Genomic DNA, 22,985 nt, shown 5'->3' with positions numbered 1-22,985 from the left:
TGCAGCAATCAGCCGGGCAATCCGCCCATCGTGCGATAGAGTCTGCTGAGGGCAAGGTCCAAAGCCTCGCTTTCTACCGGAACGTCAACTACGGATCCGGCCTTTTGTGGAACCCTGAACACCAGTGAGGCATCCACACGGTAGCCGGATGCGGTTTTGGTCGGGTTCAACCGCATGACGCTTTTTGGCAACTCTTGGGGCGAACCATCATAGGTCAGAATCAGAGAAGCGGCCGCTTCGGGGGGCAGGTATTGGCTGCACTCAAAACTGCGATCCGGTAATTTGCTAAATCTGTCGCCCGGGCCGGTACAGCTCATTTCAAAGGTTTCGAACAGACGCTTGGGGTAGTCGTTGAACTGCGCACTGCGTGATGGATCGGGTACATCTTGTGGTGTGCAGGCCACGATCAGGGCCAGTGCCGATAGAAAGTGAAACAACCGCATCTGATTGTAAGCCCTCGTTGATTTGCGTGCCAACCACATCGACCTTCGATTAGCCCGTGATGATTCTGTTTCAGCCTAACCAGCCGCGGTCCGGTTCACCAAACGCTTATAACTATGCTGGTAAAAACGGGAATTTCATTTCGTCAAATCCAAGGCCGGCGGATTTTCGCCGTGGATCACTTTGCGGAGGAATCGGGAGCGCGCGTTTCGCGGCCCCATGGCGGGATCGGGTCAACACAAAAGATTTCAAAAATGTCGGAAAAAGGCCGTTGACCTTCTATGTGAAGATACGCCAAATTGTATGAGCCGAATATGACGCCACTACATCTGGTGCAAAATCAGAGAAAGGCGCAGGGCAGGGACGGGACGCACACCATGCTAATTGTGCAACCGCTGATGCGGTTTTGCGCTGCGCGCGGCAGCGCCCGGACCGTTGCGTCTGTCGGATTCGGCAAAGTGGGGGGCTTGGCATTTCTCGGGCCCGAAGCTGGGTAGACGGTCATTAATTCGAAGGCGGCGGACATGAAAATTGAAAGAAAATTCACCAAACCGGGGCAGGATGCTTACGCAGACTTGGATTTCATTTCGGCCACGTCCGAGATTCGAAACCCCGATGGTACAATTGTCTTTCGGCTGGATGATATCGAAGTTCCATCAAGCTGGAGCCAGGTCGCCAGCGACGTCATCGCTCAGAAGTACTTCCGCAAGGCGGGCGTTCCGTCCAAACTGAAAAAGGTCAAAGAGAAAGACGTGCCCGAGTTCCTGTGGCGTTCGGTCCCCGCCGAAAGTGCAGAGTTCGATGGCGAGACGTCCTCGAAGCAGGTGTTCGACCGTCTGGCCGGTGCCTGGGCCTATTGGGGCTGGAAGGGCGGCTATTTCTCGACCGAGGAAGATGCGCGCGCCTATTTCGACGAGATGCGCTATATGCTGGCCACCCAGCGCGCCGCACCGAACTCACCGCAATGGTTCAACACCGGCTTGCACTGGGCCTATGGGATCGACGGCCCGGCGCAGGGGCACCACTATGTCGACTACAAGACCGGCAAGCTGACCAAATCAAAATCCGCTTACGAACATCCGCAGCCGCATGCCTGTTTCATCCAGTCTGTCGATGATGACCTGGTGAACGAAGGCGGGATCATGGACCTGTGGGTGCGCGAGGCGCGCCTGTTCAAATACGGCTCGGGCACCGGAACCAACTTCAGCCATCTGCGGGCCGAGGGCGAAGCGCTGTCAGGTGGCGGCAAGTCTTCGGGCCTGATGGGCTTCCTCAAGATCGGCGACCGCGCCGCAGGTGCGATCAAATCAGGCGGAACAACCCGTCGGGCCGCAAAGATGGTAATCGTCGATGCAGATCATCCTGACATCGAGAAATTCATCGAATGGAAGGTGATCGAAGAGCAGAAAGTGGCCTCTATCGTTGCCGGATCGAAGATGCACGAGAAGATGCTGAACGGCATTTTCGAGGCCATCCGCAGCTGGGACGGTGCGCAGGATGATGCGTATGACCCCAACAAGAATGACAGCCTGAAGAAAGCGGTTCGTGAAGCGAAAAAGGTCGCGATCCCTGAGACTTATATCAAGCGCGTGCTGGATTATGCCAAGCAGGGACACGACAGCATCGAATTCCCGACCTATGACACGGACTGGGATTCGGAAGCCTATAGCTCGGTTTCGGGCCAGAATTCGAACAACTCCATCCGCGTGACCAATGCGTTCCTGACCGCTGTTGAGAAAGACGCCGATTGGGAATTGATCAACCGCACCGACGGTAAGGTCGCCAAGACCGTCAAGGCGCGCGATTTGTGGGAGAAGGTCGGCCACGCCGCTTGGGCCTGCGCCGATCCGGGCATCCAGTTCCATGACACGGTCAACGAATGGCACACATGCCCCGAAGATGGCGCGATCCGTGGGTCGAACCCGTGCTCGGAATACATGTTCCTGGACGATACGGCCTGTAACCTTGCGTCGATGAACCTGCTGACCTTCCTCAAGGATGGTGAGTTCCAGGCGGCGGATTACATGCATGCCTCGCGCTTGTGGACCCTGACGCTGGAAATCTCAGTGACCATGGCGCAGTTCCCGTCGAAGGAAATCGCGCAGCTGTCGTATGACTTCCGCACGCTGGGTCTGGGTTACGCCAATATCGGCGGCCTGCTGATGAATATGGGCTACAGCTATGACTCGGACGAGGGTCGGGCGATCTGTGGCGCGCTGACTGCAATCATGACCGGTGTGGCCTATGCGACCTCGGCCGAGATTGCTGGCGAACTGGGCGCCTTCAAAGGCTATGAGCGCAACGCCGACCACATGCTGCGTGTCATCCGCAACCACCGCCGCGCATCGCAGGGGGTTACCGAGGGCTATGAGAAGCTGGCCGTGAAGCCGGTGCCGCTGGACCACGGAAACTGCCCTGACAAGCGTCTGGTCGATCTGGCGATGTCGGCTTGGGATGAGGCGTTGAGCCTTGGCGAGAAAAACGGCTACCGCAACGCGCAGGCCACCGTGATCGCGCCCACCGGCACGATCGGTCTGGTGATGGACTGTGATACCACGGGGATCGAGCCGGACTTTGCGCTGGTCAAATTCAAGAAGCTGGCCGGTGGCGGGTACTTCAAGATCATCAACCGCTCGGTGCCGTCGGCGCTGGAAAAGCTGGGCTATTCCTCGTCTCAGATCGAAGAGATCGTGGGCTACGCCGTCGGTCACGGAACCATCGGTAACGCGCCGGGGATCAACCACACCTCGCTGACCGGTCATGGCTTTGGACCGAATGAGTTGGCCAAAGTGGACGCTGCGCTGGAAAGCGCCTTCGACATCCGGTTCGTCTTCAACCAGTGGACACTGGGCGAGGATTTCTGCACCGGCGTTTTGGGCATCCCGGCCACCAAGCTGAATGACCCGACCTTCGATCTACTGCGCCATCTGGGCTTTACCAAGGCGGATATCGACGCGGCCAACGACCACGTTTGCGGAACCATGACGCTGGAAGGTGCTCCGCACCTGAAGGAAGAGCATTATTCGATCTTCGACTGCGCCAACCCGTGCGGCAAGAAAGGTAAGCGTTTCCTTGGGGTTGATAGCCACATCACCATGATGGCGGCGGCGCAGAGCTTCATCTCGGGCGCGATCTCGAAAACGATCAACATGCCGAATGACGCGACCATCGAAGACTGCCAGAAGGCTTATGAACTCAGCTGGTCGCTGGGGGTGAAGGCGAACGCGCTCTATCGTGATGGCTCGAAACTGTCGCAGCCTCTGGCCGCGGCGCTGGTCGAGGATGACGACGAGGCGGCGGAAATTCTGGAAAGCGGTTCGACGCAGGAAAAAGCCGTGGTTCTGGCCGAGAAGGTGATCGAGAAGGTTGTGGTCAAGGAGATCATCCGCAGCCATCGCGAAAAACTGCCGCATCGGCGCAAAGGCTATACTCAAAAAGCGATCGTGGGTGGCCACAAGGTCTATCTGCGCACCGGTGAGTTCGAAGACGGCAAGCTGGGCGAGATCTTCATCGACATGCACAAGGAAGGCGCTGGCTTCCGGGCGATGATGAACAACTTTGCCATCGCCGTGTCGGTTGGCCTGCAATATGGCGTGCCGCTGGAAGAGTTCGTGGATGCCTTTACCTTCACCAAATTCGAACCGGCGGGGATGGTGCAGGGCAACGACTCGATCAAAAACGCGACGTCGATCCTGGATTACATCTTCCGCGAACTGGCCGTGTCTTATCTGGATCGCACCGATCTGGCCCATGTGAAACCCGAAGGCGCCAGTTTTGACGATCTGGGGCGTGGCGAGGAAGAGGGCGTCTCGAACGTTTCTGAATTGAGCGACAGCGCGGCCTCCAAGTCCTTGGAAGTACTGAAACAAATCAGTTCGACCGGCTATCTGCGTAAGCGCCTGCCGCAGGATCTGATGGTTCTGAACGGCGGTCAGGCCGAGGTGAACGGCATGGCTGAAACGGCGGCGCAATTCGAAGTGCAGAGCGAAACGGCAGTGGTGTCAGAGGTCGCGACCGGAATGGACGCGCGCACCAAGGCCAAGATGCAGGGCTACGAGGGCGACCCCTGCGGCGAATGCGGAAACTACACGCTGGTGCGCAACGGCACCTGCATGAAATGCAACACCTGCGGCGCAACAAGCGGGTGTAGCTGAGTTCAACGCCCCGGCAACCCGGGGTGCAGGGGTCGGATAGCTGCCACAGGTACCGACCCCGACGAATACGGATCAAGGCGCTGAGACTTACCTTCGATGCTTTGGTCCACTCGGCCGACATGCCCGTGTTGGCCGGGAACAGGGTGGGGCGGAATATTTGCTCCCTCCCACTCTCTCACGGGGCGGGTGCGCTCGCCCCATGCGCAGTCCAGGCCGCAGGCAAAAAAATACCGGGCGGTCAACGAAATGAGCCTGGAAGGCGAAACTGACAGGGGGCTTCGGCCCCCTTTCTTTTTTCAACCCCATACGCCTGTCGTCAGCAGAGCCTTGCCGGATTGCCTCTCGGTCATCGGGTCAGAACCGCCGAAAGCAGATCGGCGGATTTCGCCCGGCGGGGGATCGCAGGGCCGACTCAGTGAAATCCGCAAGGAATGGCGCGAAATTCGGGGATGCAAAGGATGCGGATGACGGCGACGGGCAAGATGGTGTCTGTGGTGCCTGTCCGGACGTAACAACGCAAAACTCACTCAGGAGGCACTATCATGAAACCGCAACAACTGGCCGTTATCTCGGCATTCGCACTTGGCTTGCCCTCGTTGGCTTTGGCGCAATCGAGCGCCGATGCTAATGGCGATGGCGTTCTGACCATCGAAGAAGTGCAGGCTGTGGTACCAGAAGTGGATACCGACACATTCTCGGCCATGGATGCAAATGGTGACGGCGCGCTGGATCAGGATGAGATCGCAGTTGCGCAAGAAGCCGGATTGCTGCCACCCAGCAACGGCTGATTTGTATTGAAAATCGGCGGCCCGAGGGTTTCGGGCCGCTATTACAATGGGTTACGTGTTCAAGTGAATGTTGAACTTGGCGCGAATTTCAGCATCTAGCAACGGATCGAACTGGGCGGGTGACGGTGCGCTCAGAATTTCTTCCTTACGGGCCGTGGCCTTATCAAGCAGATCAGGTTTACCCATCTCGGCCCATTCTTTTGGTGACGTCCGGTCGCCGAATGTCGGATAGACATAGTCGGCCTGCATCCGGCTGAGCGTCGCGTCGGTTCCCAAATAATGACCCGGCCCACCCATGCACACCTCGGCAATCTGATCCAGCGCAAGTGTGTCGTCATTGACTTCGATGCCACGCACGCAGCGCTGTGCCTGTCCGATCAGATCATCGCTGAGGATCAGGCTTTCGAGGCAAAAACCCAGAAGCGAGGCATGCATGCCCGCGGCTTCATAGACCATATTAAGCCCGGACAACCCGGCCATGACGTTCGAACACATTTGCTCCCACCCGGCCTGCATATCGGGCAGTTTCGAATCTGACGCGCCCGCAGCGGCGCCACCCGGCAGGTCGTAGAACTGGTGCATCTGTGCGCAGCCCGCGCTCAGCAGGGCCTGTTCGCCAGACCCGATAGACATGGCCCCGGTGCGCAGGTCCAGGCCAAAGGGCCAGGTGCCAAAAATCGCGGGTGCACCGGGCTTTACGGCGTTTACATAAACCAAACCGGCCAGGCATTCGGCGGTGGCTTGCGTGATCGCCCCGGCAATGGTGGAAGGGGCAGTTGCCCCGGCCATGCCAGCAGACAACAGCAGAACCGGCATACCGGCCTTGATGCATTCCTCCATCACTTCGCAGCTTTCAGTGGCGAATTTCATCGGGGGAACGACAAAGCAGTTCGAATTGGACACAAAAGGCCGCTCGCGCCATTTGTCCTCACCGCCAGCGATCATGTGCAGCATTTCGATGGCGGGTGCGACATGCGATGGCTCGGTGAATGATGTTCCGATGTGTTTGTAAGTCCCTGAGCATGCAGCATAAACTGTGTTATAGTCCATCTCGAGATTGTCGAGGATGTCGCGGCAGACCATGGGGCGTTGAACGAAGTGGATATTGTCCAACTGTTGGCAAATCCGCGCGGCATCATGCAGATCCTGCACGGTTGAATCGCGGTATTGGCGGCCATGGACATCAACTACGCTTACGGCGGCCCCGGCTGTGCCATAGTGGACCTTGGTACCGGTCAGGTCCAGATCGGTTTGACCGTCGCGGCTATAGAGCGTGATGGACCTGTTGGCCTTGGCGATTGTATCTTCGACCAATGCGCGCGGGAACCGAATGCGCCCGTCGTCGCCCAGTGTACACCCCGCACCCACAAGATAGTCGATGCCGCTTTGGGGGGCGTCTGCAAGGCCAATGGTTTCAAGGGCTTGCAGGGCGGCATTGTGGATTTTTTCCACCTGAGCCGGGGTCAGAGGTTTGTATGTTCCGCCTTCCATGCCGGGGCGGATCGGGCGCAGATGTTCTGGAAGGGCGGATGCGCGGGCTGCGCGACGTGCGGAACGTCCACCGCTACGAGAGGCACTACGGGATTGCGTGTTCATTGAATAAGTCCAGGATTTGGGAATGTGTCTTGAGCGTGAGCGATCAAGACAAGCCAGGCCGCCCCCTTGCCGCACGCCCACGATCTGCACCAATGGTACGGCTGATCAGGCGAATTTTCCAAATCTCGTTTGCCATGAGACCTCTCAGTTGCCAAAGAGGCTGACAGACGGTCCCACCCTGATCTGTTCCGTTTGCGACCTCGGTGCCAAAAACCGACAGATTGTATCACTGGCGCCGAGGAGGGCGTGTTCTGAGCACATTTTCTCCCGCTTTGGGCGAAATCTGTTATACTTTATTAACTTACTGCTGAATATCCTGTGATCAGAATTGAAATCTGGTAGCCATGTACCAGTTTGAATTTGTGACTGATGCTGCTCCGGACACGGATGAACACTGTTGATGATGAATTGGAAACCACATTGGGCCCTGATCGCCGCGATGACGATCACATGCACCAGCCCTGCCATGGCAGAGGATTGGACAGGTGCCTATGCAGGTTTCAGTTTCGGCTATGCCGAGGCAAGCGGTCCTGACAGCTCCAGCGGGGATACAGGCACCTTTGGTGCCCATATCGGTTTTGATCAGGATTTTGGCAATTTCGTTCTGGGGGGTGAGCTGGAGTATAACCGCCTGTCATTAAACCTCAGCGAAAGTCAGGGAAGCCTGGACAGTATGTCACTTGTGAAACTTCGCGGCGGGTATGATTTTGGCAACGCGCTCGGATATGTGGTCGTCGGCGCGGCCCGCGCGGAAACCTCGACCGACAGCGATACAGCGGCGGTTTACGGCATTGGTGTCGCTTACCCGATCGGCGAAAACCTTGTGATCAGTGGTGAGGCGCTGCGCCAGAACTTCGACGATGCCACCCGATCTGAAGGTGGTCTGGGCACAAATGTTTTTAACCTGAGGACAACCTTCCGGTTCTGAGCCCGTCACCCAGCCGCGCGATGTTTTGACTGACCAGCTGCAAAATCGCATAAGGTCTGCAGAGCCTGCGAAAAACGCGCGTCCTCTACCGTCATTGCCACGCGAATATGGCCTGCTGCGGCCCGGCCAAAGCTTTCGCCAGGCATGACGGCGATGGCATGTTTGTCCAGCAGTGCGTTCGCAAATTCTTCGCCGGACAAATCTGTCGCGCGGATATCCAGCATCAGATACATTGCACCTTGTGCGGGCACGAGGCTGATGACGTTCTGCTTGCTCAGAATCTCCTTGGCAATTGCGCGACGGCGACGGAAGGGGCCCGCGATCTCGGCCTCCAACTCTGGGCCGGTATTCAGTGCAAAACAGGCGGCATCCTGAATGAATCCGGGCACACCATAGGTCGTGTGCGTGGCGAGATTGATCAGATGCGCGATCACTTCTTCTGGACCAATAACCCATCCGCAGCGAGAACCTGTCATGGCATGGGATTTGGACATGGAGCCAACAACAAGCGTGCGCTCGGCCATATCCGACAAGGCACGGGGAGAGATGTGCTCACCTTCCCAGACCTGCGTGTCATAGACCTCGTCCGAAATCAGCCAAAGATCGCGTCGCATACAGGCGGCTGCAATGCCCGCAAGCGTTTCGCGCGAATAGACCACTCCGGTTGGATTGTTGGGTGAGTTGATCAGCAGGGACACCGCCCTGTCGGACGCGGCTTCTATATCTTCGGCACGTGGTTGAAACGACTCCTCGGCCCGTGTTTGAATGGCGCGGGCTTGCGCGCCGACCCCTCGGATCGTGCCGGGATAGGTGGCGTAATATGGGTCAATATACAGTCCCACATCGCCCGGATCGCACAGGGCCATATGTGCCGCGAACAGGGCAGCTTGCCCGCCGGGGGTGATCAGCACATTGTCACGCGTGGTGGGAACTCCGGTCCGTGCCTGTGTTCGGGCCGCCACCGTATCGCGCAGCTGATCAGTGCCGGGCACCATGGCATATCCGGTGTGACCATTCTGCGCAGAACGATCCATGGCGTGCAAAATCGATACATCGGTTCGGATGTCGTGTTCGCCAATGGTCAACTCAGTCACCGGTAGCCCGTCGCTGACCATCTGACGTGCGCGGTAGAATACATCCCAGCCGTCGCTGCCGCCTCCGGTGATTTGTGAAATGCGATCTGACAGTTTCATCTAAGCTACCTATTGGTGAATGTTTCGAGTGGCCAGAAGCCTATTGGCCGCGCGCAGGCAAGGTTGCCTGAACCTTCTTCGTGAGTGAAGAACGGACCAGATCATAAGAGGCGGTCAGGCGATGGCGCAGTTCATCTGTGTCCGCATCAAAGGGCAGACGCACCCAACTGCGGTGAAAATACGGGGCTTTGACGCCAACACCTGCATCGATCAGCATTTGTGCGGTTTCGATATCGGCTGTCTTGACCGAGACGCCGTCATTGGCAATTCCGATACAGGCGAACATCTTGCCGCCCACCTTCCACGCATCATGTCCGCCGCCCCAAGGGTCGGACCATTCCGCCCCCGGCAGGTCGCGGCACACAGAGTTGACAAAATCCCGGCTCATATCAGGCACCATGCAGGCGAGGCGAGGCAAACTCAAGCCTTGGCTTGGCGTTTGTCGCATGATAAAACACTCGCATGAACCGGATGACCTGCATCATTATCTGCTGCATTTCCTGCTGATTTCTCAAGCGGGCCGGTATCTTTCGTTTTCATCTCTGAGACAAGTTGCTAAGCCCGCGCCAACGCGCATGCTTTAGGAGCCTAAGTGATGACGACACTTAAACTGCACAACACACGGATACGGACGAAGGAAGATTTCGTTCCGATCGATCCTGACAACGTGCGGATGTATGTCTGTGGGCCAACTGTTTATGACCGTGCCCATCTTGGCAATGCGCGTCCCGTGGTCGTGTTTGATGTGTTCTACCGGTTGCTGCGCCATGTCTACGGCGCGGGACACGTGACCTATGTGCGCAATTTTACGGATGTGGATGACAAGATCAACGCGACCGCGCTCAAGCGTAAACAGGCCGGCGCCGAAGGGTCGCTGGAGCAGCTGGTTCAAGAACGCTCGGACGAAACCATCGGCTGGTATCTGCATGATATGGGTGCGCTTGGGGCGTTGGAGCCCAATGCCATGCCGCGCGCGACCGAATACATTGCTCAGATGATCGAGATGATCGAAGACCTGATTGCCAAGGGCCATGCCTATACGGCTGAAGGCCATGTACTGTTCGCGGTCGACAGTTGGAAGGATAGCTATGGCAAGCTATCCGGTCGTTCCGTCGATGACATGATCGCAGGCGCGCGGGTCGAGGTTGCGCCTTATAAGAAGAACCCGATGGATTTCGTGTTGTGGAAGCCGTCGACAGACGAGCTGCCCGGTTGGGACTCGCCATGGGGCAAGGGGCGGCCTGGCTGGCATATCGAATGCTCGGCCATGAGCTATGAATTGCTGGGCGCAAGTTTCGACATTCATGGCGGTGGCAACGATCTGATCTTTCCGCACCATGAGAACGAGGTCGCGCAGAGCTGCTGCGCACACCCCGAGGGCGAATTCGCGCGCTATTGGTTGCATAACGAAATGCTGCAGGTCGAGGGTAAGAAAATGTCCAAGTCGCTGGGCAATTTCTTTACCGTGCATGATCTGTTGGAGCAGGGTGTGCCAGGCGAGGTGATCCGGTTTGTTTTCCTGCAAACCCACTATCGCAAGCCGATGGACTGGACCGAGAAAAAAGCGCGCGAGGCCGAAGCAACGCTGCGCAAGTGGCGGGCGCTGACCGCGGGCATCGAGCCCGCCGCCAGCGCGGCACCCTTGGTGATCGCAGCACTTGCGGATGATCTGAATACGGCGGGTGCCATCACCGAATTGCATCGTCTGGCTTCGGACGGGGATGCTGCGGCGTTATTGGCAAGTGCGCAAGTGCTGGGCCTGCTGACGGATGAGATGGGCGGCTGGGCTGCAGTTCCGGCGGCGGATTTCTCTGAATACGAAGAAAAGCTGGCGGCCGCGCGTGCACAAGCCATGGTGAGCAAGGATTTCTCGGAGGTTGATCGTTTGAAATCCGCGTATCTTGCCGCAGGTCTGGAAGTGCGCATGAGCAAGGACGCTGTTGAGATCATCGCCGGATCGGGTTTCGACGCGTCGAAGCTGGAAAGCGTATAATCAAATGCTTCGCCCGGAACTGTCCGGGCGGGGTGATGCCTGAACAAGCCAAAGAGCCAGAACCATGACCAAGACCCGCCTCTACCTCTACGACACGACACTGCGTGACGGGCAGCAGACGCAAGGGGTGCAGTTTTCGACCGCTGAGAAGGTTCAGATTGCGCAGGCGTTGGATGAGTTGGGGGTCGATTACATCGAAGGCGGCTGGCCCGGGGCAAACCCGACCGACAGCGCGTTTTTTGAGGTGGCTCCGAAAACCTCGGCCCGGTTGACGGCGTTTGGGATGACGAAGCGTTCGGGCCGGTCGGCGGCAAATGATGACGTTCTGGCGGCAGTCATGAATGCGGGCACGCAGGCAGTCTGTCTGGTCGGCAAGTCGCATGATTATCACGTGACCCAGGCGCTTGGCATCTCGCTGGAGGAGAATGTCGAGAATGTCCGCGCCTCGGTCGCGCATCTGGTGGCGCAGGGGCGCGAGGCACTGTTCGATGCGGAACATTTCTTTGACGGCTACAAGGACAATCGGGCCTATGCGACCGAGGTGTGCCGGACAGCACTAGAGGCTGGCGCGCGTTGGGTTGTGTTGTGTGACACCAATGGCGGCGCTTTGCCTGCCGAGGTCGGGCGTATCGTCTCAGACCTGATCGCAGCGGGCCTGCCTGGGGATCGGTTGGGCATTCACACCCATAACGATACCGAGAACGCGGTAGCCTGTTCCTTGACTGCCGTTGATGCAGGTGCCCGTCAAATTCAGGGTACGCTGAACGGGTTGGGCGAACGCTGTGGCAACGCGAACCTGACCGCCTTGATCCCGACCTTGCTTCTTAAAGAACCTTATGCTTCGCAGTTCGAGATTGGTGTCAGTCCTGAGGCGTTGGCTGGTCTGACGCGGATCAGTCGGATGCTGGACGATATACTGAACCGGGTGCCCAGCAAGCAATCGGCCTATGTGGGCGCGTCGGCCTTTGCGCATAAGGCTGGGTTGCACGCCAGCGCGATCCTTAAGGATCCGTCGACCTATGAGCATGTTGATCCGGCAATGGTGGGTAATGCGCGTATCATTCCGATGTCGAACCAGGCGGGGCAGTCGAACCTGCGCAAGCGTCTGACCGAAGCCGGGCTTAAGGTAGAAAAGGGCGCCCCTGCTTTGGGGCGCATCCTTGAGCGGATCAAGCAACGTGAGGCCGAGGGCTATTCCTATGATACGGCGCAGGCCAGTTTCGAACTGCTGGCACGGGATGAGCTTGGACAGCTGCCCGAGTTTTTCGAGGTCAAGCGCTATAAGGTCACCGTTGAGCGGCGCAAGAACAAGTACAACAAGATGGTCAGCCTGTCCGAGGCCGTGGTTGTCGTGAAGGTCGATGGAGAAAAGAAACTTTCGGTCAGTGAGTCCCATGACGAGCAAGGCAGTGACCGGGGGCCGGTGAACGCCCTGGCCAAGGCGCTGGCCAAGGATCTGGGGCAGTATTCGCAAGTGCTGGCGGATATGAGGTTGGTTGATTTCAAAGTGCGGATCACCCAAGGCGGGACCGAGGCGGTGACGCGCGTCATCATCGACAGCGAAGACGGGCAGGGGCGGCGTTGGTCTACTGTCGGGGTCAGTGCGAACATAGTCGATGCCTCGTTCGAGGCGCTGCTGGACGCGATCCAATGGAAACTGGTGCGTGATTGCGACCCCCAGCAGGCGGCGGCAGAGTGACGGCCACATTTGACGAAGATGTCAAAGCCTGTGCCGCCTTGGTGCATAAGGCTGATCCCGATCGGTTCCTGGCGGCAATGGCTGCTCCGGTCCGGGCGCGGGCGGTTCTGTTTCCGATCTATGCATTGAATGTCGAGGTCGCGCGCGCCCCTTGGGTGACGCAGGAGGCGATGATTGCCGAAATGCGGCTGCAATGGTGGCGCGACGCCTTGCAGGAGATCGCGCAAGGGCCGACCGTGCGGCGGCACGAGGTGGTGACGCCTTTGTCTCGGGTTTTGTCGCCTCATCTGGCGGGTATGCTGGACGAATATGTAGCGGTGCGACGGTGGGACATCTACCGCGATCCGTTTGAGGATCAGGAGCACTTCGACGCTTATATCAATCACAGCTCCGGCGCGTTGCTGGTGGCTGCGGCTCAGTCCCTTGGGGCGGCGGATGAAGATGTGGTGCGCGATTTCGGCTATGGCGTGGGCGTGGCGAATTGGTTTCGCGCGATCCCAGAGCTTGAGGCGCGCGGGCGTATCCCATTGCTGGATGGCAGGCCTGAAGGCGTGAGGGTATTGGCAGAGACGGCATTGGCGCGACTGATGCGGGCACGATCCAACCGGTCTGGGGTGTCAGATGCGGCGCACCCGGCGCTTTACCTCGGGTGGCAGGCGGAATGGATTTTGAAACGGGTGATCGCTCAGCCTGACAGGGTTGCGATTGGCGCTTTGGCGCAGAGCGAGGCGCGGCGGCGCTTGTCATTGATGTGGACCGCAGCGACCGGCCGGTGGTGATCAAGCCGGTTTGGCGTCCGCAGGTCTGAGGACCAGCCACAGCAATGCGCCACCCGCCAGGGTCAGCAGCGGAATCATGGCGAGGTTGACGGCTGTCCAGCCTTCTACCGGCGAACCGCCGGAACAGTTCATCAATCCGCCCGAAGCCAGCGAAGCAACCGTCACACCTCCGAACACCAACAGGTCGTTCAAGCCCTGCATCCGGCCACGCTCATGCACTTCGTGCGACGCGGCCAGCATGCTTGTCGCGCCGATAAAGCCAAAATTCCAGCCGATCCCCAGCAGGATCAGGGCGATGAAGAAGTTCTCCAATTCGACGCCCTGCAACGCGACAACTCCGGCCCCGGCAAGGATTGCAAGGCCAAGGGCCACAATCTTTTCCACGCCAAAGCGCGCGATCAGGTGACCCGTGAAAAAGCTGGGAACATACATGGCCAACACGTGGTACGTAACAACATCCGCGGCATCATTGGCCGAGAAGCCGCAGCCGACCACCGCAAGAGGGGTCGAGGTCATCACAAGGTTCATCAACGCGTAGGATACCATCGCGCAGATGATCGCTACGGCGATGCGTGGGGTTTTCAGCAACTCCAGCCGCGAGCGGCCCTTGGGCGCATCTTCGGCCGGTTTCGGCGGTGTCGGGATGTCCAGAAAGAAAAACAGCGCCGATCCGATCACGTTCAGGGCGATCACTGCCACATATGTGCCGAGAAACGGAATCACATATGACTCTGACGTCAGTTTGACGATTTGTGGTCCGATGATCGCTGCGGCCAAACCGCCTGCCATTACATAGGAAATCGCCTTGGGCCGGAACGCGTCCGAGGCGGTATCAGCGGCGGCAAAACGGTAAAACCCATGCGCGCTCATGTAGATACCGGTCAGCAGGCTGCCCAACAGGAAGATCGGGAAGGACCCAAGGTAAAGGCCATAGGCTCCGATCAGGCCGCCCAAAGCCCCAGCTGTGGCTCCGACAAGGAAGCCGGTCCGGCGACCCCAGCGCTGCATGATGGCCGAGATCGGCGTGGCCGCCAGCATCGACCCCAGTACGATCAGCGAGATTGGCAGGGTCGCAAGGCAGGGGTTGCTGGCCAGGGACTGACCGGCCAATCCACCGACGATGAAGATCATCGGCATTTGCGCACCTAGGATCGATTGCGCAGCGACCAGAACCGCTACGTTGCGTTTGGCTTGCGAGTCGTCCGGGGCAGCTGTTGTCAGTGTCATGGGCCAATCCGTATCGGTGAACGCGCCGGGGCACAAGCGGCTTGCATCTGTGGCTGATCCCCCTAACGTGCGACCCGTATCACAAGGCAGAGAGTGCATGTCCGTAGGTCGCATCATTGAAACACCCGATTGTGTGACGGAAGGGGCCGAGTGGCTGGCCAACACCTGCCCGCGCATGGCCTATGCGATGGAGCAGACCGGACCTTTGCCCCTGCGGCGCAAGCCTGACGGTTTCGGCCAGTTGCTCAGCGCGATTGTCAGCCAGCAGGTCAGCGTGGCCTCGGCCAATGCGATCTGGAAACGGATGCAGCAGGCAAAACTGACCGGACCGCGCAAGATCATGTGGGCCACGGATGAGGATTTGCGCGCTGTGGGCCTCAGCCGTCAGAAGGTTCGTTATGCGCGCGCACTGGCAGAGGCGCGCATTGATTACAAAGCGTTACGCGATACAGCTGATGCAGATGTTGTCAAAACACTCACGCAGGTTCCGGGCATTGGCGTTTGGACCGCCGAGATTTACGCGATGTTCTCACTGGGCCGCGCCGATGTGATCGCGCCGGGCGATCTGGCCCTGCAAGAAGCCGCGCGAGTGCTCTACGGTTTGCCCAAACGTCCAACCGACAAGGAATTGCGCCTTATGGCCGAGGCCTGGTCGCCTTGGCGATCAGTTGCGGCGCGGGTGCTCTGGGCCTATTACCGGGTGGCCAAGAAGAGAGAAGGGATCAGATGACACGGGTTTTGAACGCGCTCCGGAAAGAGCCGGTTTCGGGCGACACACGCTCAGTCGTGGTGTTCGTGCACGGCTATGGGGCCAATGGCGCCGATCTGCTGGGTCTTGCTGATCCGCTGGGTGAACATCTGCCCGATACGCTCTTCGTCGCCCCCGATGCGCCAGAACAGATCCCCGGTATGCCGAACGGGTTCCAATGGTTCCCGATCCCTTGGATTGACGGATCATCCGAAGAAGAAGCCCGGCGCGGGATGGAAATGGCGGTTGAGGACTTCAACGCCTTTCTGGATGCGCTGATGGTGGATGAGGATGTCCTGCCCGAACAGGTCGTTCTGTTCGGCTTTTCTCAGGGCACGATGATGAGCTTGTACGTCGCACCCCGCCGCGAAGACCCGGTGGCCGGGATCGTTGCGTTCTCGGGCCGCTTGCTGGAACCCGATCTGCTGCCCGATGAAACCGTTAGCCGGATGCCGATTCTGCTGGTCCATGGCGATGCGGATGATGTAGTCCCGCCGCAATCGCTGCCCGAGGCGGCCGAAGCCCTTCAAGCCGCTGATTTCAAAGAGGTCTATGCGCATGTGATGAAGGGGACCGGCCATGGAATCGCCCCCGATGGGCTCAGCGTGGCGCTGGCCTTTATGCGTGACAAGCTGAGCTTTTAGCCGTGATCGCCGTCCGCCCGATGATGTCAGAAGATGTGGCTGAGGCCTGGCGCATCCTCAATGATATCATCGCGGCGGGTGGTACGACTGCTTTTGAGATCCCGTTCTCAGACGCCCTGTTTGCGCAAAGCTATCTGGATGGAGCAGATAAGATATGTTGCCACGTTGCGCTGGATGAACAGGGCGATGTTGCTGGGTTTCAGTGGTTGGGCAGGAATGATTCTCTGCCTGATGATTGCGCTGATATCGCAACTTTCACACGCCGAAATCCGGTGTTGCGTGGTGCTGGAAGGGCCTTATTCGCCGAGACGAAAAAGACGGCCTGTGCACTGCGTCTTAAGGCAATAAACGCAACTATCCGTGCCGATAATTTACCTGGCTTAAGCTATTATGAAAAAATGGGTTTCCGCGACTACTCGGTTGCATACGGCGTTCCGCTGCGGGACGGCACTCCGGTCAATCGCATATCGAAACGCTATGATCTGACGGAGGATAGATGATGCTGGTTGTAACAGGCGTTGTGGAAGTGAACGAGGCCGGGGTCGAACGGGCCCGCGAGGCCGCGCAGCAGATGGTTGCAGAAACCGTGAAAGAGACCGGCTGTCTGGTCTATGAATTCAGTCAGGTGCTGGGGCACAATACCCGGTTTCGTGTTTACGAAGAATGGCAGGATCAAGCCGCGCTTGAGGCGCATTTTGCAACGCCCCATATGGCCGTTTTTCGCGCAACTTTGGCTGAGATTGGTCTTATGTCCAGCGAGATTTACAAAGTTGTCGGTGGTGAAAAACAGCCGCTTGGTTGAGCGAAATCAACCCCACAAATGGCTTTCGGCAAACTCGACCGAATTGCCTGCGGGGTCGCGGATGTAGAGTGACCGCGCGCCGCTGGGCCAGTCGAACTCGGCATCGATCGGGACATTCCAATCCAGAAGGTGTTTGCGCATGGCTGTGATTTCATCACGGGTCAGCACAAGGCATACATGCCCAGCACCACGCGCGCCATGAGGCGGGACGGGCAGGTTGGGGTTTAATGGCGGTTGTTCGGTCTGATCCGGGTTGAACAGCAATAGAACGGACCCGCCAACACGATAAAACACGTGCCTGTCTTTGATACGCTGAATGCGCTCCAGCCCAAGAACCTGGCCATAGAACTGTTCTGCCGCATCCAGATCATCGACATACAGCGCAGCTTCCAGAATGCCTGACGGGGCAGGGATGTCCGGTGTGAGTTTCATGATCGTATTCTAGCAGACAACAGTGGTCTGTGTCACCGCCGCGCGCGCCGGTCTCGTTTGCGTTGCGGGGCCGCGTTCAGGGTGGGCAGGGGCAGACTGTCCCATTGACCGGGCTCCAGATCGTCCAGTGTCCAGTCGCCAATGCGATATCGGATCAGGCGCAGGGTCGGCAGGCCGACAGCCGCCGTCATTCGTCGTACTTGTCGGTTCTTGCCTTCACGGATGGTCAGCTCGATCCAACTGTCAGGGACGGTTTTACGCTCGCGGATCGGCGGGGTGCGAGGCCACAGGCCCTCTGGTTCGTCCATCTCACGCACTTTGGCGGGGCGGGTCAGGCCATCCTTCAAATCGACACCGTCGCGCAGTGCTTTCATTGCAGCCGCGTAAGGCTCACCTTCGACTTGCACCCAATAGGTTTTGGCCATCTTGTGCTTGGGGTCCGAGATCTGCGCCTGCAACCGCCCATGATCCGTTAACAGCATAAGCCCTTCGCTATCCCGATCCAGCCGCCCTGCAGGGTAGACGCCGGGCAGGTCGATGAAATCTGAAAGGGTGCGACGCGGCGTATCCGCGCTGCCGCGGTCCGTGAACTGTGGCAGAACATCAAAGGGTTTGTTGAATCGGATGAACCAGGACATGCCCCGCCATAGCCTGCAAAACACGCTGTGCGCAACCTGTGGATAACTGTCATGTGCCTGTTACGGATTCGGCTTACCCAATCAGCGACATATTGTGGAAACTCAGGGCTTGTCAGAGATTTACCACGATATATAGTTATCTTAAGATCGGGGCGGGTGCTCTCCGCTCTGGTGACACATACGGGCAGCTGAGAGCGAGGAGCGATTTTGTGATGGACGGAGACTTCAGGACCGAATTTGTTAGAGAACCGGGGACGCTCAAGCATCACCCGGCCTTGGTTTTGAATGCCGATTACCGCCCTTTGTCTTATTACCCGCTGTCGTTGTGGCCCTGGCAAGAGGCGATCAAAGCTGCCTGGCTGGACAGGGTCGACATCGTGGCCGAATATGACGAAGTCGTCCGAAGCCCGAGTACCGAGATCCGAATACCCTCGGTCGTTGTTTTGAAAGACTATGTAAAACCCAGAAAGCGCGTGGCCTTCACGCGCTTTAATTTATTTCTGAGGGATGAGTTTCGCTGTCAGTACTGCGGCAGCCGGGACAACCTGACCTTTGACCATGTGGTTCCGCGCGCGGCAGGTGGGGTGACGAGCTGGCAGAACGTGGTGGCAGCGTGCAGCCCATGTAACCTGAAGAAAGGGTCCAAATCCCTGCGTCAGGCGGGCATGACCCTACGCAAACCACCGCGCCAGCCTGATGCCGAGGCATTGCGTAACATTGGCCGAAAGTTTCCGCCAAACCACCTGCACGACAGCTGGATTGACTTTCTGTATTGGGATGCTGAACTGGATGAGTTTTAGGGTTTAGTGCGCCAGGCCGCGACCCAGATCAGCGCCAACCCAAGCGAAAGCAGGGCGTTCCAACCGGCCATCGACAGACCTAGCATTTGCCACGGGATTTCGTCGCACCGCGCCAGCGGGGCGGACATGATCTGATCCATTAACTCTTCTGCGGATAACCCGCCGATACTGCCCGACGTGCAACTGGTTGGGCCTTCCCACCAACCTTGTTCAACGCCGGCATGATACAGCCCGATACCGGCTGTGGTGAACGCGGCAAGCGCGCCAGCAAGCGGCAAAAGGCGCAATGATGGCAGGAGCAATGCGACCAGGCCAATCGCGAAGGCTATCCCATGGGGATATCGCTGCCAGATGCACATTTTGCATGGTGCGAGCCCACCCAGGTTTTGGAAACCCCAGGCCCCCAGCAGCAATGCCGCGGAACCGCCAGCGGCAAGAGTGATCAAAACCGTACGTTTTGTCATAGGTACCGTACCGCCAGAAAGCCGCCGAACAGCAGGATGATGAACAGTGTGAACATCAACCCCAGGCGCTTTTCTATGAAGTCCCGGATCGGCTCACCAAATTTCCAAAGCAGACCTGCAACCAGGAAAAACCTAAGCGCGCGCGCCAGGATTGATGTTGCGATGAAGGTGCCAAGTGGCATGCCTGTCCAGCCCGACATGATGGTGATGACCTTGTACGGGAAAGGTGTGACACCAGCGGCCAACACGGCCCAGAAGCCAAAGTCGTTGAAACGGGTGTTAAACTCTTCCATTGCGTGGGCCTTGCCCATCGATTCCAGGATGGGCTGGCCAATGCTTTCATAGGCGAAAGCCCCGATCGCATAACCCAACAGACCGCCCAGGACCGATGCAACCAGCGCAACACCCGCGATCAGCCAGGCACGCGAGGGGCGTGCTAGAATCATCGGGATCATCAGTACGTCAGGTGGGATCGGGAAGAACGAGCTTTCGATGAAGGCAACAATTGCCAGCGCCCAAAGGGCATGAGGGTGCTCGGCCAGTCGAATGGTCCAGTCATAAAGCGATCGTAACATAGTCTACTCAAATCCCGGTCTTTGCCCGTGCAAGCCAAACCACGCACCCACGTACCCGTCAACCGCTGGCGATCAAACAATCGGAAAGCTGGTTGATTTTTGCCTCTGGACCTTCCCGCGCGGGGGCGCTAATCCAGTGTCCGTGGCCCAAGTGGCGGAATGGTAGACGCAGGGGATTCAAAATCCCCCGCCTTCACGGGCGTGAGAGTTCGAGTCTCTCCTTGGGCACCACATTTTCTCGTATATCGGATTGGAATGAACACAACAGCAGCGCCTCAGTTGGTTGTTGAACCTTGGATTCCAAACGGATGACGTATTCTGGTGCGTCACAAGGCTGTACCTGAATCAAAAAACCACCTAGGTTCGCTGCGCGGATTGGATTGTGCGTGTTTGTTTTGATTTTGGAGGTTAATGCCGGGTTTGTGTCTGCTTTGTTGCCAACAATCTTTCAAACACCGGCGGATGTCGTATATCGTTCACTTACAAATCTGATCCGTGAGTGGAATATTGGTTAGTGTATTGATTTGAAAGGTGCGTTCCATTGGTTGGAAACTCTGAAACCGCTAAGCCCGTCGGCCAGACCGACGCGCTTGAACTGACGATTTTGATGCCTTGTCTGAACGAGGCGGAAACGATCGAGATTTGTATCAAGAAAGCGCAGGATTTTATTGAGCGCGCGCAGATCAAGGGTGAGGTGCTGATTGCCGATAACGGCAGCACCGATGGTTCGATTGAAATGGCTGAGGCCCTGGGTGCGCGAGTCGTGAATGTTCCGCAAAAGGGGTATGGGGCTGCGCTATCGGGCGGGATTGATGCAGCCTTGGGCACCTATGTGATCATGGGCGACGCGGATGACAGCTATGATTTCTCCAGCCTCGATCCCTTCGTCGAGGCGCTGCGGGCTGGAAACGATCTGGTCATGGGCAACCGGTTCAAAGGTGGTATCTCGGATGGTGCGATGCCGTTTCTGCACAGATATCTGGGCAACCCGGTGCTCAGCTTCATTGGCCGACTTTTGTTCAACATCAATATTGGTGATTTCCACTGCGGTCTGCGCGGATTTAGGCGTGACTCGATCCGGGATCTTCAACTGCATACTTCCGGCATGGAGTTTGCCTCCGAGATGGTCACCCGATCCGCAATGTCGCGCCTGAAAATTGCCGAAGTGCCCACCACGCTGCGGCCTGATGGCCGAAGCCGCCCACCGCATCTGCGCACCTGGCGGGACGGGTGGCGCCACCTCAAGTTTTTGCTGATGCACAATCCACGCTGGCTGTTCGTCTATCCGGGGCTGTTTTTCAGTGTTGTTGGCGGGCTTGCCGCCTTGATCCTGATGTTCGGTCCTGTTCAGGTTGCAGGTTCGGTCGAGTTGGGCACAAACACCTTTATCGCCGCCTGCGTGATCACCATCCTTGGAACCCAGTTGCTGACCTTTGGCGCCTTGGCGCGGATGATGGCCACCCGGAGCGGATTGCTGCCAGTGGGTGAGCCGAGCCGGATTCTTCGAACCTGGGCCACAACCGACAATATCGCCCTATTTGCGTTTTGGTTGTTCCTGTTCGGTGTCATCCTGTTCGGTGTGGCGTTCGGCCAATGGGCGCGCCTGGGCTTTGGCAATATCGAAAACCCTCTGCCAACACGCCTGACTGTAGCCGGATTCAGCCTTATGGCCGTTTCGGTACAAACCGCCTTTGCCGCATTCTTGTTCGGGATTATTGAGATCCCAACCCGGGAACAAAACACCAAGTCCGATTGACCTTTCCGATCTTCGGCGAATGGTGGCCAACAGTTTGATAGGGCTGTCCGTGTCAGCGGGCAGCCTGTTTCATCTTCGATGGTTCGACGGGGAAAGTTCAAAAATCAACCTCAAATATGCTGCTTTGGCGCAATCTGCGATGGGCTGGCCTTGACATTCATTGTATCTGAATGAAACCTCGAAGATGTTGGGAGACATTGGAAAAATTCAAAATAGCAGCAGTTGCAGGGCAGCCGGTTCTGAGGTACCAGCGCGCTCCCTCGCTATTGCAGGGTTTTTGGCTTTTACCGCCCACACTAAAAAATGGGAGTTTTTTACATGAAAAACAGTAGCAAGCTTAGCCTCGGCGCGTTTGTGACCGCTGCAATGATGGCACCCGCGGCTTATGCCGAAGAGTTCATCACAATCGGCACCGGCGGCGTGACTGGCGTTTACTATCCGACCGGTGGCGCGATCTGCCGTCTGGTGAACAAAGGCCGTAAGGAACATGGCGTGCGCTGCTCGGTCGAATCGACCGGCGGTTCCGTTTACAACATCAACACCATCCGCGAAGGCGAGCTGGAATTTGGTGTGGCGCAGTCCGACTGGCAGTATCATGCGTACAATGGCAGCTCGAAATTCGAAGAGGCCGGTCCCTTTGAGAACCTGCGCGCCGTCTTCTCGGTTCACCCCGAACCGTTCACCGTTGTAGCGCGTGCCGATGCTGGCATCACCAACTTCGAAGACCTGAAGGGCAAGCGCGTCAACATCGGTAACCCCGGTTCAGGTCAGCGCGGCACCATGGAAGTGCTGCTGGGCGAAATGGGCTGGACCACGGATGATTTCGAACTGGCGACCGAACTGAAAGCGGCTGAACAGTCGGCGGCTCTGTGCGACAACCAGATCGACGCGATGGTTTATACTGTTGGTCACCCTTCGGGTTCGATCCAGGAAGCTACTACCGCTTGTGATTCCGTTCTGGTGAATGTCAGCGGTGAAGCCGTTGACAAATTGGTTGGCGACAACTCGTTCTACCGGACTGCGACCATTCCCGGTGGCATGTACCGTGGATCGGATGGCGACACTGCAACCTTCGGTGTGGGCGCGACCTTCGTGACGTCTGCGGATGTGTCGGATGACGCGGTTTATGCGGTTGTCAGCTCGGTCTTCGAAAACTTCGATGACTTCAAAAAGCTGCACCCGGCATTTGCGAACCTCAAGCCCGAAGAGATGATCGCGGACGGCCTGTCGGCTCCGCTGCATCCGGGTGCCGAGAAGTACTACAAAGAAAAGGGCTGGATTCAGTAAGCCAAACCTAAAGCAGAGCGCCTACAGGCGCCCTGCAACCC

Annotated in this window: 22 protein-coding genes and 1 tRNA gene; 14 read left to right on the top strand and 9 right to left on the bottom strand. The window is 57.9% G+C overall.

What is annotated here, in order from left to right; all coding sequences use genetic code 11:
• Window positions 1-8: 8 nt before the first annotated feature.
• Entirely contained in the window at window positions 9-443 is a 435-nt protein-coding gene (locus AC2FFE_RS01135; RefSeq protein WP_496845632.1) for a hypothetical protein, read from the bottom strand.
• A gap of 522 nt (window positions 444-965) precedes the next feature.
• On the opposite strand from AC2FFE_RS01135, the gene AC2FFE_RS01130 reads away from it, so the two are divergent.
• Window positions 966-4,595: a vitamin B12-dependent ribonucleotide reductase gene (locus AC2FFE_RS01130; RefSeq protein ID WP_496845631.1), complete on the top strand. Its 3,630-nt coding sequence runs from the start codon at window positions 966-968 to the stop codon at window positions 4,593-4,595.
• 542 nt (window positions 4,596-5,137) lie between these two features.
• On the top strand, window positions 5,138-5,383 hold the full coding sequence (locus AC2FFE_RS01125; protein ID WP_496818516.1) for an EF-hand domain-containing protein: 246 nt from the start codon (window positions 5,138-5,140) through the stop codon (window positions 5,381-5,383).
• A 51-nt stretch (window positions 5,384-5,434) separates the two neighbouring features.
• Here the strand turns inward: AC2FFE_RS01125 and AC2FFE_RS01120 are convergent, their stop codons facing one another.
• Window positions 5,435-6,979 (bottom strand): trimethylamine methyltransferase family protein, encoded by a 1,545-nt coding sequence (locus tag AC2FFE_RS01120; RefSeq protein WP_496845630.1) that lies wholly within the window; start codon window positions 6,977-6,979, stop codon window positions 5,435-5,437.
• Between the two features lie 400 nt (window positions 6,980-7,379).
• Between AC2FFE_RS01120 and AC2FFE_RS01115 the strand changes: the two genes are divergently transcribed.
• On the top strand, window positions 7,380-7,907 hold the full coding sequence (locus AC2FFE_RS01115; protein ID WP_496845629.1) for an outer membrane protein: 528 nt from the start codon (window positions 7,380-7,382) through the stop codon (window positions 7,905-7,907).
• Window positions 7,908-7,912: 5 nt separating this feature from the next.
• Here the strand turns inward: AC2FFE_RS01115 and AC2FFE_RS01110 are convergent, their stop codons facing one another.
• Window positions 7,913-9,100: a pyridoxal phosphate-dependent aminotransferase gene (locus AC2FFE_RS01110; RefSeq protein WP_496845628.1), complete on the bottom strand. Its 1,188-nt coding sequence runs from the start codon at window positions 9,098-9,100 to the stop codon at window positions 7,913-7,915.
• A gap of 40 nt (window positions 9,101-9,140) precedes the next feature.
• Window positions 9,141-9,488: an MmcQ/YjbR family DNA-binding protein gene (locus tag AC2FFE_RS01105; RefSeq protein WP_496845627.1), complete on the bottom strand. Its 348-nt coding sequence runs from the start codon at window positions 9,486-9,488 to the stop codon at window positions 9,141-9,143.
• Window positions 9,489-9,695: 207 nt separating this feature from the next.
• Here AC2FFE_RS01105 and cysS point away from each other — a divergent pair, with 207 nt between their 5' ends.
• The 3 genes from cysS to AC2FFE_RS01090 all read left to right on the top strand — a co-directional run bounded on the left by cysS (window position 9,696) and on the right by AC2FFE_RS01090 (window position 13,571).
• Window positions 9,696-11,093 carry a cysteine--tRNA ligase gene (cysS, locus tag AC2FFE_RS01100; RefSeq protein ID WP_496845626.1) on the top strand — a complete coding sequence of 466 codons (1,398 nt, stop codon included), beginning with the start codon at window positions 9,696-9,698 and terminating at the stop codon, window positions 11,091-11,093.
• 64 nt (window positions 11,094-11,157) lie between these two features.
• A complete protein-coding gene (cimA, locus tag AC2FFE_RS01095) occupies window positions 11,158-12,792 on the top strand; it encodes a citramalate synthase (RefSeq protein WP_496845625.1) in 1,635 nt (544 codons plus the stop codon).
• Window positions 12,789-13,571 (top strand): squalene/phytoene synthase family protein, encoded by a 783-nt coding sequence (locus tag AC2FFE_RS01090; protein ID WP_496818508.1) that lies wholly within the window; start codon window positions 12,789-12,791, stop codon window positions 13,569-13,571. The genes cimA and AC2FFE_RS01090 overlap by 4 nt, the downstream gene beginning before the upstream one ends.
• Here the strand turns inward: AC2FFE_RS01090 and AC2FFE_RS01085 are convergent, their stop codons facing one another.
• The gene (locus AC2FFE_RS01085) at window positions 13,572-14,798 is read right to left on the bottom strand and encodes an MFS transporter (RefSeq protein ID WP_496818507.1); all 1,227 of its coding nucleotides are present in this window, start codon (window positions 14,796-14,798) and stop codon (window positions 13,572-13,574) included.
• Window positions 14,799-14,895: 97 nt separating this feature from the next.
• Between AC2FFE_RS01085 and AC2FFE_RS01080 the strand changes: the two genes are divergently transcribed.
• The 4 genes from AC2FFE_RS01080 to AC2FFE_RS01065 are packed head-to-tail and all read left to right on the top strand — an operon-like array spanning window position 14,896 to window position 16,992.
• Complete coding sequence (locus tag AC2FFE_RS01080) at window positions 14,896-15,528, top strand: DNA-3-methyladenine glycosylase family protein (protein WP_496818506.1); 633 nt, start codon at window positions 14,896-14,898, stop codon at window positions 15,526-15,528.
• Entirely contained in the window at window positions 15,525-16,190 is a 666-nt protein-coding gene (locus AC2FFE_RS01075) for an alpha/beta hydrolase (RefSeq protein ID WP_496818505.1), read from the top strand. Before AC2FFE_RS01080 ends, AC2FFE_RS01075 begins: the two co-directional genes overlap by 4 nt.
• Window positions 16,191-16,210: 20 nt before the next feature.
• A complete protein-coding gene (locus AC2FFE_RS01070; RefSeq protein WP_496845624.1) occupies window positions 16,211-16,690 on the top strand; it encodes a GNAT family N-acetyltransferase in 480 nt (159 codons plus the stop codon).
• Window positions 16,690-16,992: a putative quinol monooxygenase gene (locus AC2FFE_RS01065; protein ID WP_496818503.1), complete on the top strand. Its 303-nt coding sequence runs from the start codon at window positions 16,690-16,692 to the stop codon at window positions 16,990-16,992. Before AC2FFE_RS01070 ends, AC2FFE_RS01065 begins: the two co-directional genes overlap by 1 nt.
• Before the next feature lie 6 nt (window positions 16,993-16,998).
• Here the strand turns inward: AC2FFE_RS01065 and AC2FFE_RS01060 are convergent, their stop codons facing one another.
• Together AC2FFE_RS01060 and AC2FFE_RS01055 are read right to left on the bottom strand one after the other, a co-directional pair.
• Window positions 16,999-17,424: a VOC family protein gene (locus AC2FFE_RS01060; RefSeq protein WP_496818502.1), complete on the bottom strand. Its 426-nt coding sequence runs from the start codon at window positions 17,422-17,424 to the stop codon at window positions 16,999-17,001.
• A gap of 32 nt (window positions 17,425-17,456) precedes the next feature.
• Window positions 17,457-18,062: an rRNA large subunit pseudouridine synthase E gene (locus AC2FFE_RS01055; RefSeq protein WP_496845623.1), complete on the bottom strand. Its 606-nt coding sequence runs from the start codon at window positions 18,060-18,062 to the stop codon at window positions 17,457-17,459.
• 212 nt (window positions 18,063-18,274) lie between these two features.
• Between AC2FFE_RS01055 and AC2FFE_RS01050 the strand changes: the two genes are divergently transcribed.
• A complete protein-coding gene (locus AC2FFE_RS01050; protein ID WP_496818500.1) occupies window positions 18,275-18,862 on the top strand; it encodes an HNH endonuclease in 588 nt (195 codons plus the stop codon).
• Here AC2FFE_RS01050 and AC2FFE_RS01045 read toward each other — a convergent pair.
• Together AC2FFE_RS01045 and AC2FFE_RS01040 are read right to left on the bottom strand one after the other, a co-directional pair.
• Complete coding sequence (locus tag AC2FFE_RS01045) at window positions 18,859-19,326, bottom strand: disulfide bond formation protein B (protein WP_496845622.1); 468 nt, start codon at window positions 19,324-19,326, stop codon at window positions 18,859-18,861. The two genes, AC2FFE_RS01050 and AC2FFE_RS01045, sit on opposite strands and share 4 nt — an antisense overlap.
• On the bottom strand, window positions 19,323-19,901 hold the full coding sequence (locus tag AC2FFE_RS01040; RefSeq protein ID WP_170532969.1) for a YqaA family protein: 579 nt from the start codon (window positions 19,899-19,901) through the stop codon (window positions 19,323-19,325). The genes AC2FFE_RS01045 and AC2FFE_RS01040 overlap by 4 nt, the downstream gene beginning before the upstream one ends.
• A 145-nt stretch (window positions 19,902-20,046) precedes the next feature.
• Between AC2FFE_RS01040 and AC2FFE_RS01035 the strand changes: the two genes are divergently transcribed.
• From AC2FFE_RS01035 to AC2FFE_RS01025, 3 genes are all read left to right on the top strand, one after another.
• A tRNA-Leu gene (locus tag AC2FFE_RS01035) sits at window positions 20,047-20,132 on the top strand.
• A 310-nt stretch (window positions 20,133-20,442) separates the two neighbouring features.
• Window positions 20,443-21,657: a glycosyltransferase family 2 protein gene (locus AC2FFE_RS01030; RefSeq protein WP_496845621.1), complete on the top strand. Its 1,215-nt coding sequence runs from the start codon at window positions 20,443-20,445 to the stop codon at window positions 21,655-21,657.
• 318 nt (window positions 21,658-21,975) lie between these two features.
• Entirely contained in the window at window positions 21,976-22,944 is a 969-nt protein-coding gene (locus AC2FFE_RS01025) for a TAXI family TRAP transporter solute-binding subunit (RefSeq protein ID WP_496845620.1), read from the top strand.
• The last annotated feature ends 41 nt before the right edge of the window (window positions 22,945-22,985 follow it).

The sequence above is a fragment of the Ruegeria sp. YTSA168 genome, from assembly GCF_059610045.1.
Note: the sequence above shows the minus strand (reverse complement) of the source record. Positions and strands in the feature narration are given on the sequence as shown.

Excerpts from the sequence above, each read along its gene's own strand:
- AC2FFE_RS01135 (WP_496845632.1), bottom strand. The coding sequence starts at position 443 with ATGCGGTTGTTTCACTTTCTATCGGCACTGGCCCTGATCGTGGCCTGC.
- AC2FFE_RS01130 (WP_496845631.1), top strand. The coding sequence starts at position 966 with ATGAAAATTGAAAGAAAATTCACCAAACCGGGGCAGGATGCTTACGCA.
- AC2FFE_RS01125 (WP_496818516.1), top strand. The coding sequence starts at position 5,138 with ATGAAACCGCAACAACTGGCCGTTATCTCGGCATTCGCACTTGGCTTG.
- AC2FFE_RS01120 (WP_496845630.1), bottom strand. The coding sequence starts at position 6,979 with ATGAACACGCAATCCCGTAGTGCCTCTCGTAGCGGTGGACGTTCCGCA.
- AC2FFE_RS01115 (WP_496845629.1), top strand. The coding sequence starts at position 7,380 with ATGATGAATTGGAAACCACATTGGGCCCTGATCGCCGCGATGACGATC.
- AC2FFE_RS01110 (WP_496845628.1), bottom strand. The coding sequence starts at position 9,100 with ATGAAACTGTCAGATCGCATTTCACAAATCACCGGAGGCGGCAGCGAC.
- AC2FFE_RS01105 (WP_496845627.1), bottom strand. The coding sequence starts at position 9,488 with ATGAGCCGGGATTTTGTCAACTCTGTGTGCCGCGACCTGCCGGGGGCG.
- cysS (WP_496845626.1), top strand. The coding sequence starts at position 9,696 with ATGACGACACTTAAACTGCACAACACACGGATACGGACGAAGGAAGAT.
- cimA (WP_496845625.1), top strand. The coding sequence starts at position 11,158 with ATGACCAAGACCCGCCTCTACCTCTACGACACGACACTGCGTGACGGG.
- AC2FFE_RS01085 (WP_496818507.1), bottom strand. The coding sequence starts at position 14,798 with ATGACACTGACAACAGCTGCCCCGGACGACTCGCAAGCCAAACGCAAC.
- AC2FFE_RS01080 (WP_496818506.1), top strand. The coding sequence starts at position 14,896 with ATGTCCGTAGGTCGCATCATTGAAACACCCGATTGTGTGACGGAAGGG.
- AC2FFE_RS01075 (WP_496818505.1), top strand. The coding sequence starts at position 15,525 with ATGACACGGGTTTTGAACGCGCTCCGGAAAGAGCCGGTTTCGGGCGAC.
- AC2FFE_RS01070 (WP_496845624.1), top strand. The coding sequence starts at position 16,211 with ATGATGTCAGAAGATGTGGCTGAGGCCTGGCGCATCCTCAATGATATC.
- AC2FFE_RS01065 (WP_496818503.1), top strand. The coding sequence starts at position 16,690 with ATGCTGGTTGTAACAGGCGTTGTGGAAGTGAACGAGGCCGGGGTCGAA.
- AC2FFE_RS01060 (WP_496818502.1), bottom strand. The coding sequence starts at position 17,424 with ATGAAACTCACACCGGACATCCCTGCCCCGTCAGGCATTCTGGAAGCT.
- AC2FFE_RS01055 (WP_496845623.1), bottom strand. The coding sequence starts at position 18,062 with ATGTCCTGGTTCATCCGATTCAACAAACCCTTTGATGTTCTGCCACAG.
- AC2FFE_RS01050 (WP_496818500.1), top strand. The coding sequence starts at position 18,275 with ATGGACGGAGACTTCAGGACCGAATTTGTTAGAGAACCGGGGACGCTC.
- AC2FFE_RS01045 (WP_496845622.1), bottom strand. The coding sequence starts at position 19,326 with ATGACAAAACGTACGGTTTTGATCACTCTTGCCGCTGGCGGTTCCGCG.
- AC2FFE_RS01040 (WP_170532969.1), bottom strand. The coding sequence starts at position 19,901 with ATGTTACGATCGCTTTATGACTGGACCATTCGACTGGCCGAGCACCCT.
- AC2FFE_RS01025 (WP_496845620.1), top strand. The coding sequence starts at position 21,976 with ATGAAAAACAGTAGCAAGCTTAGCCTCGGCGCGTTTGTGACCGCTGCA.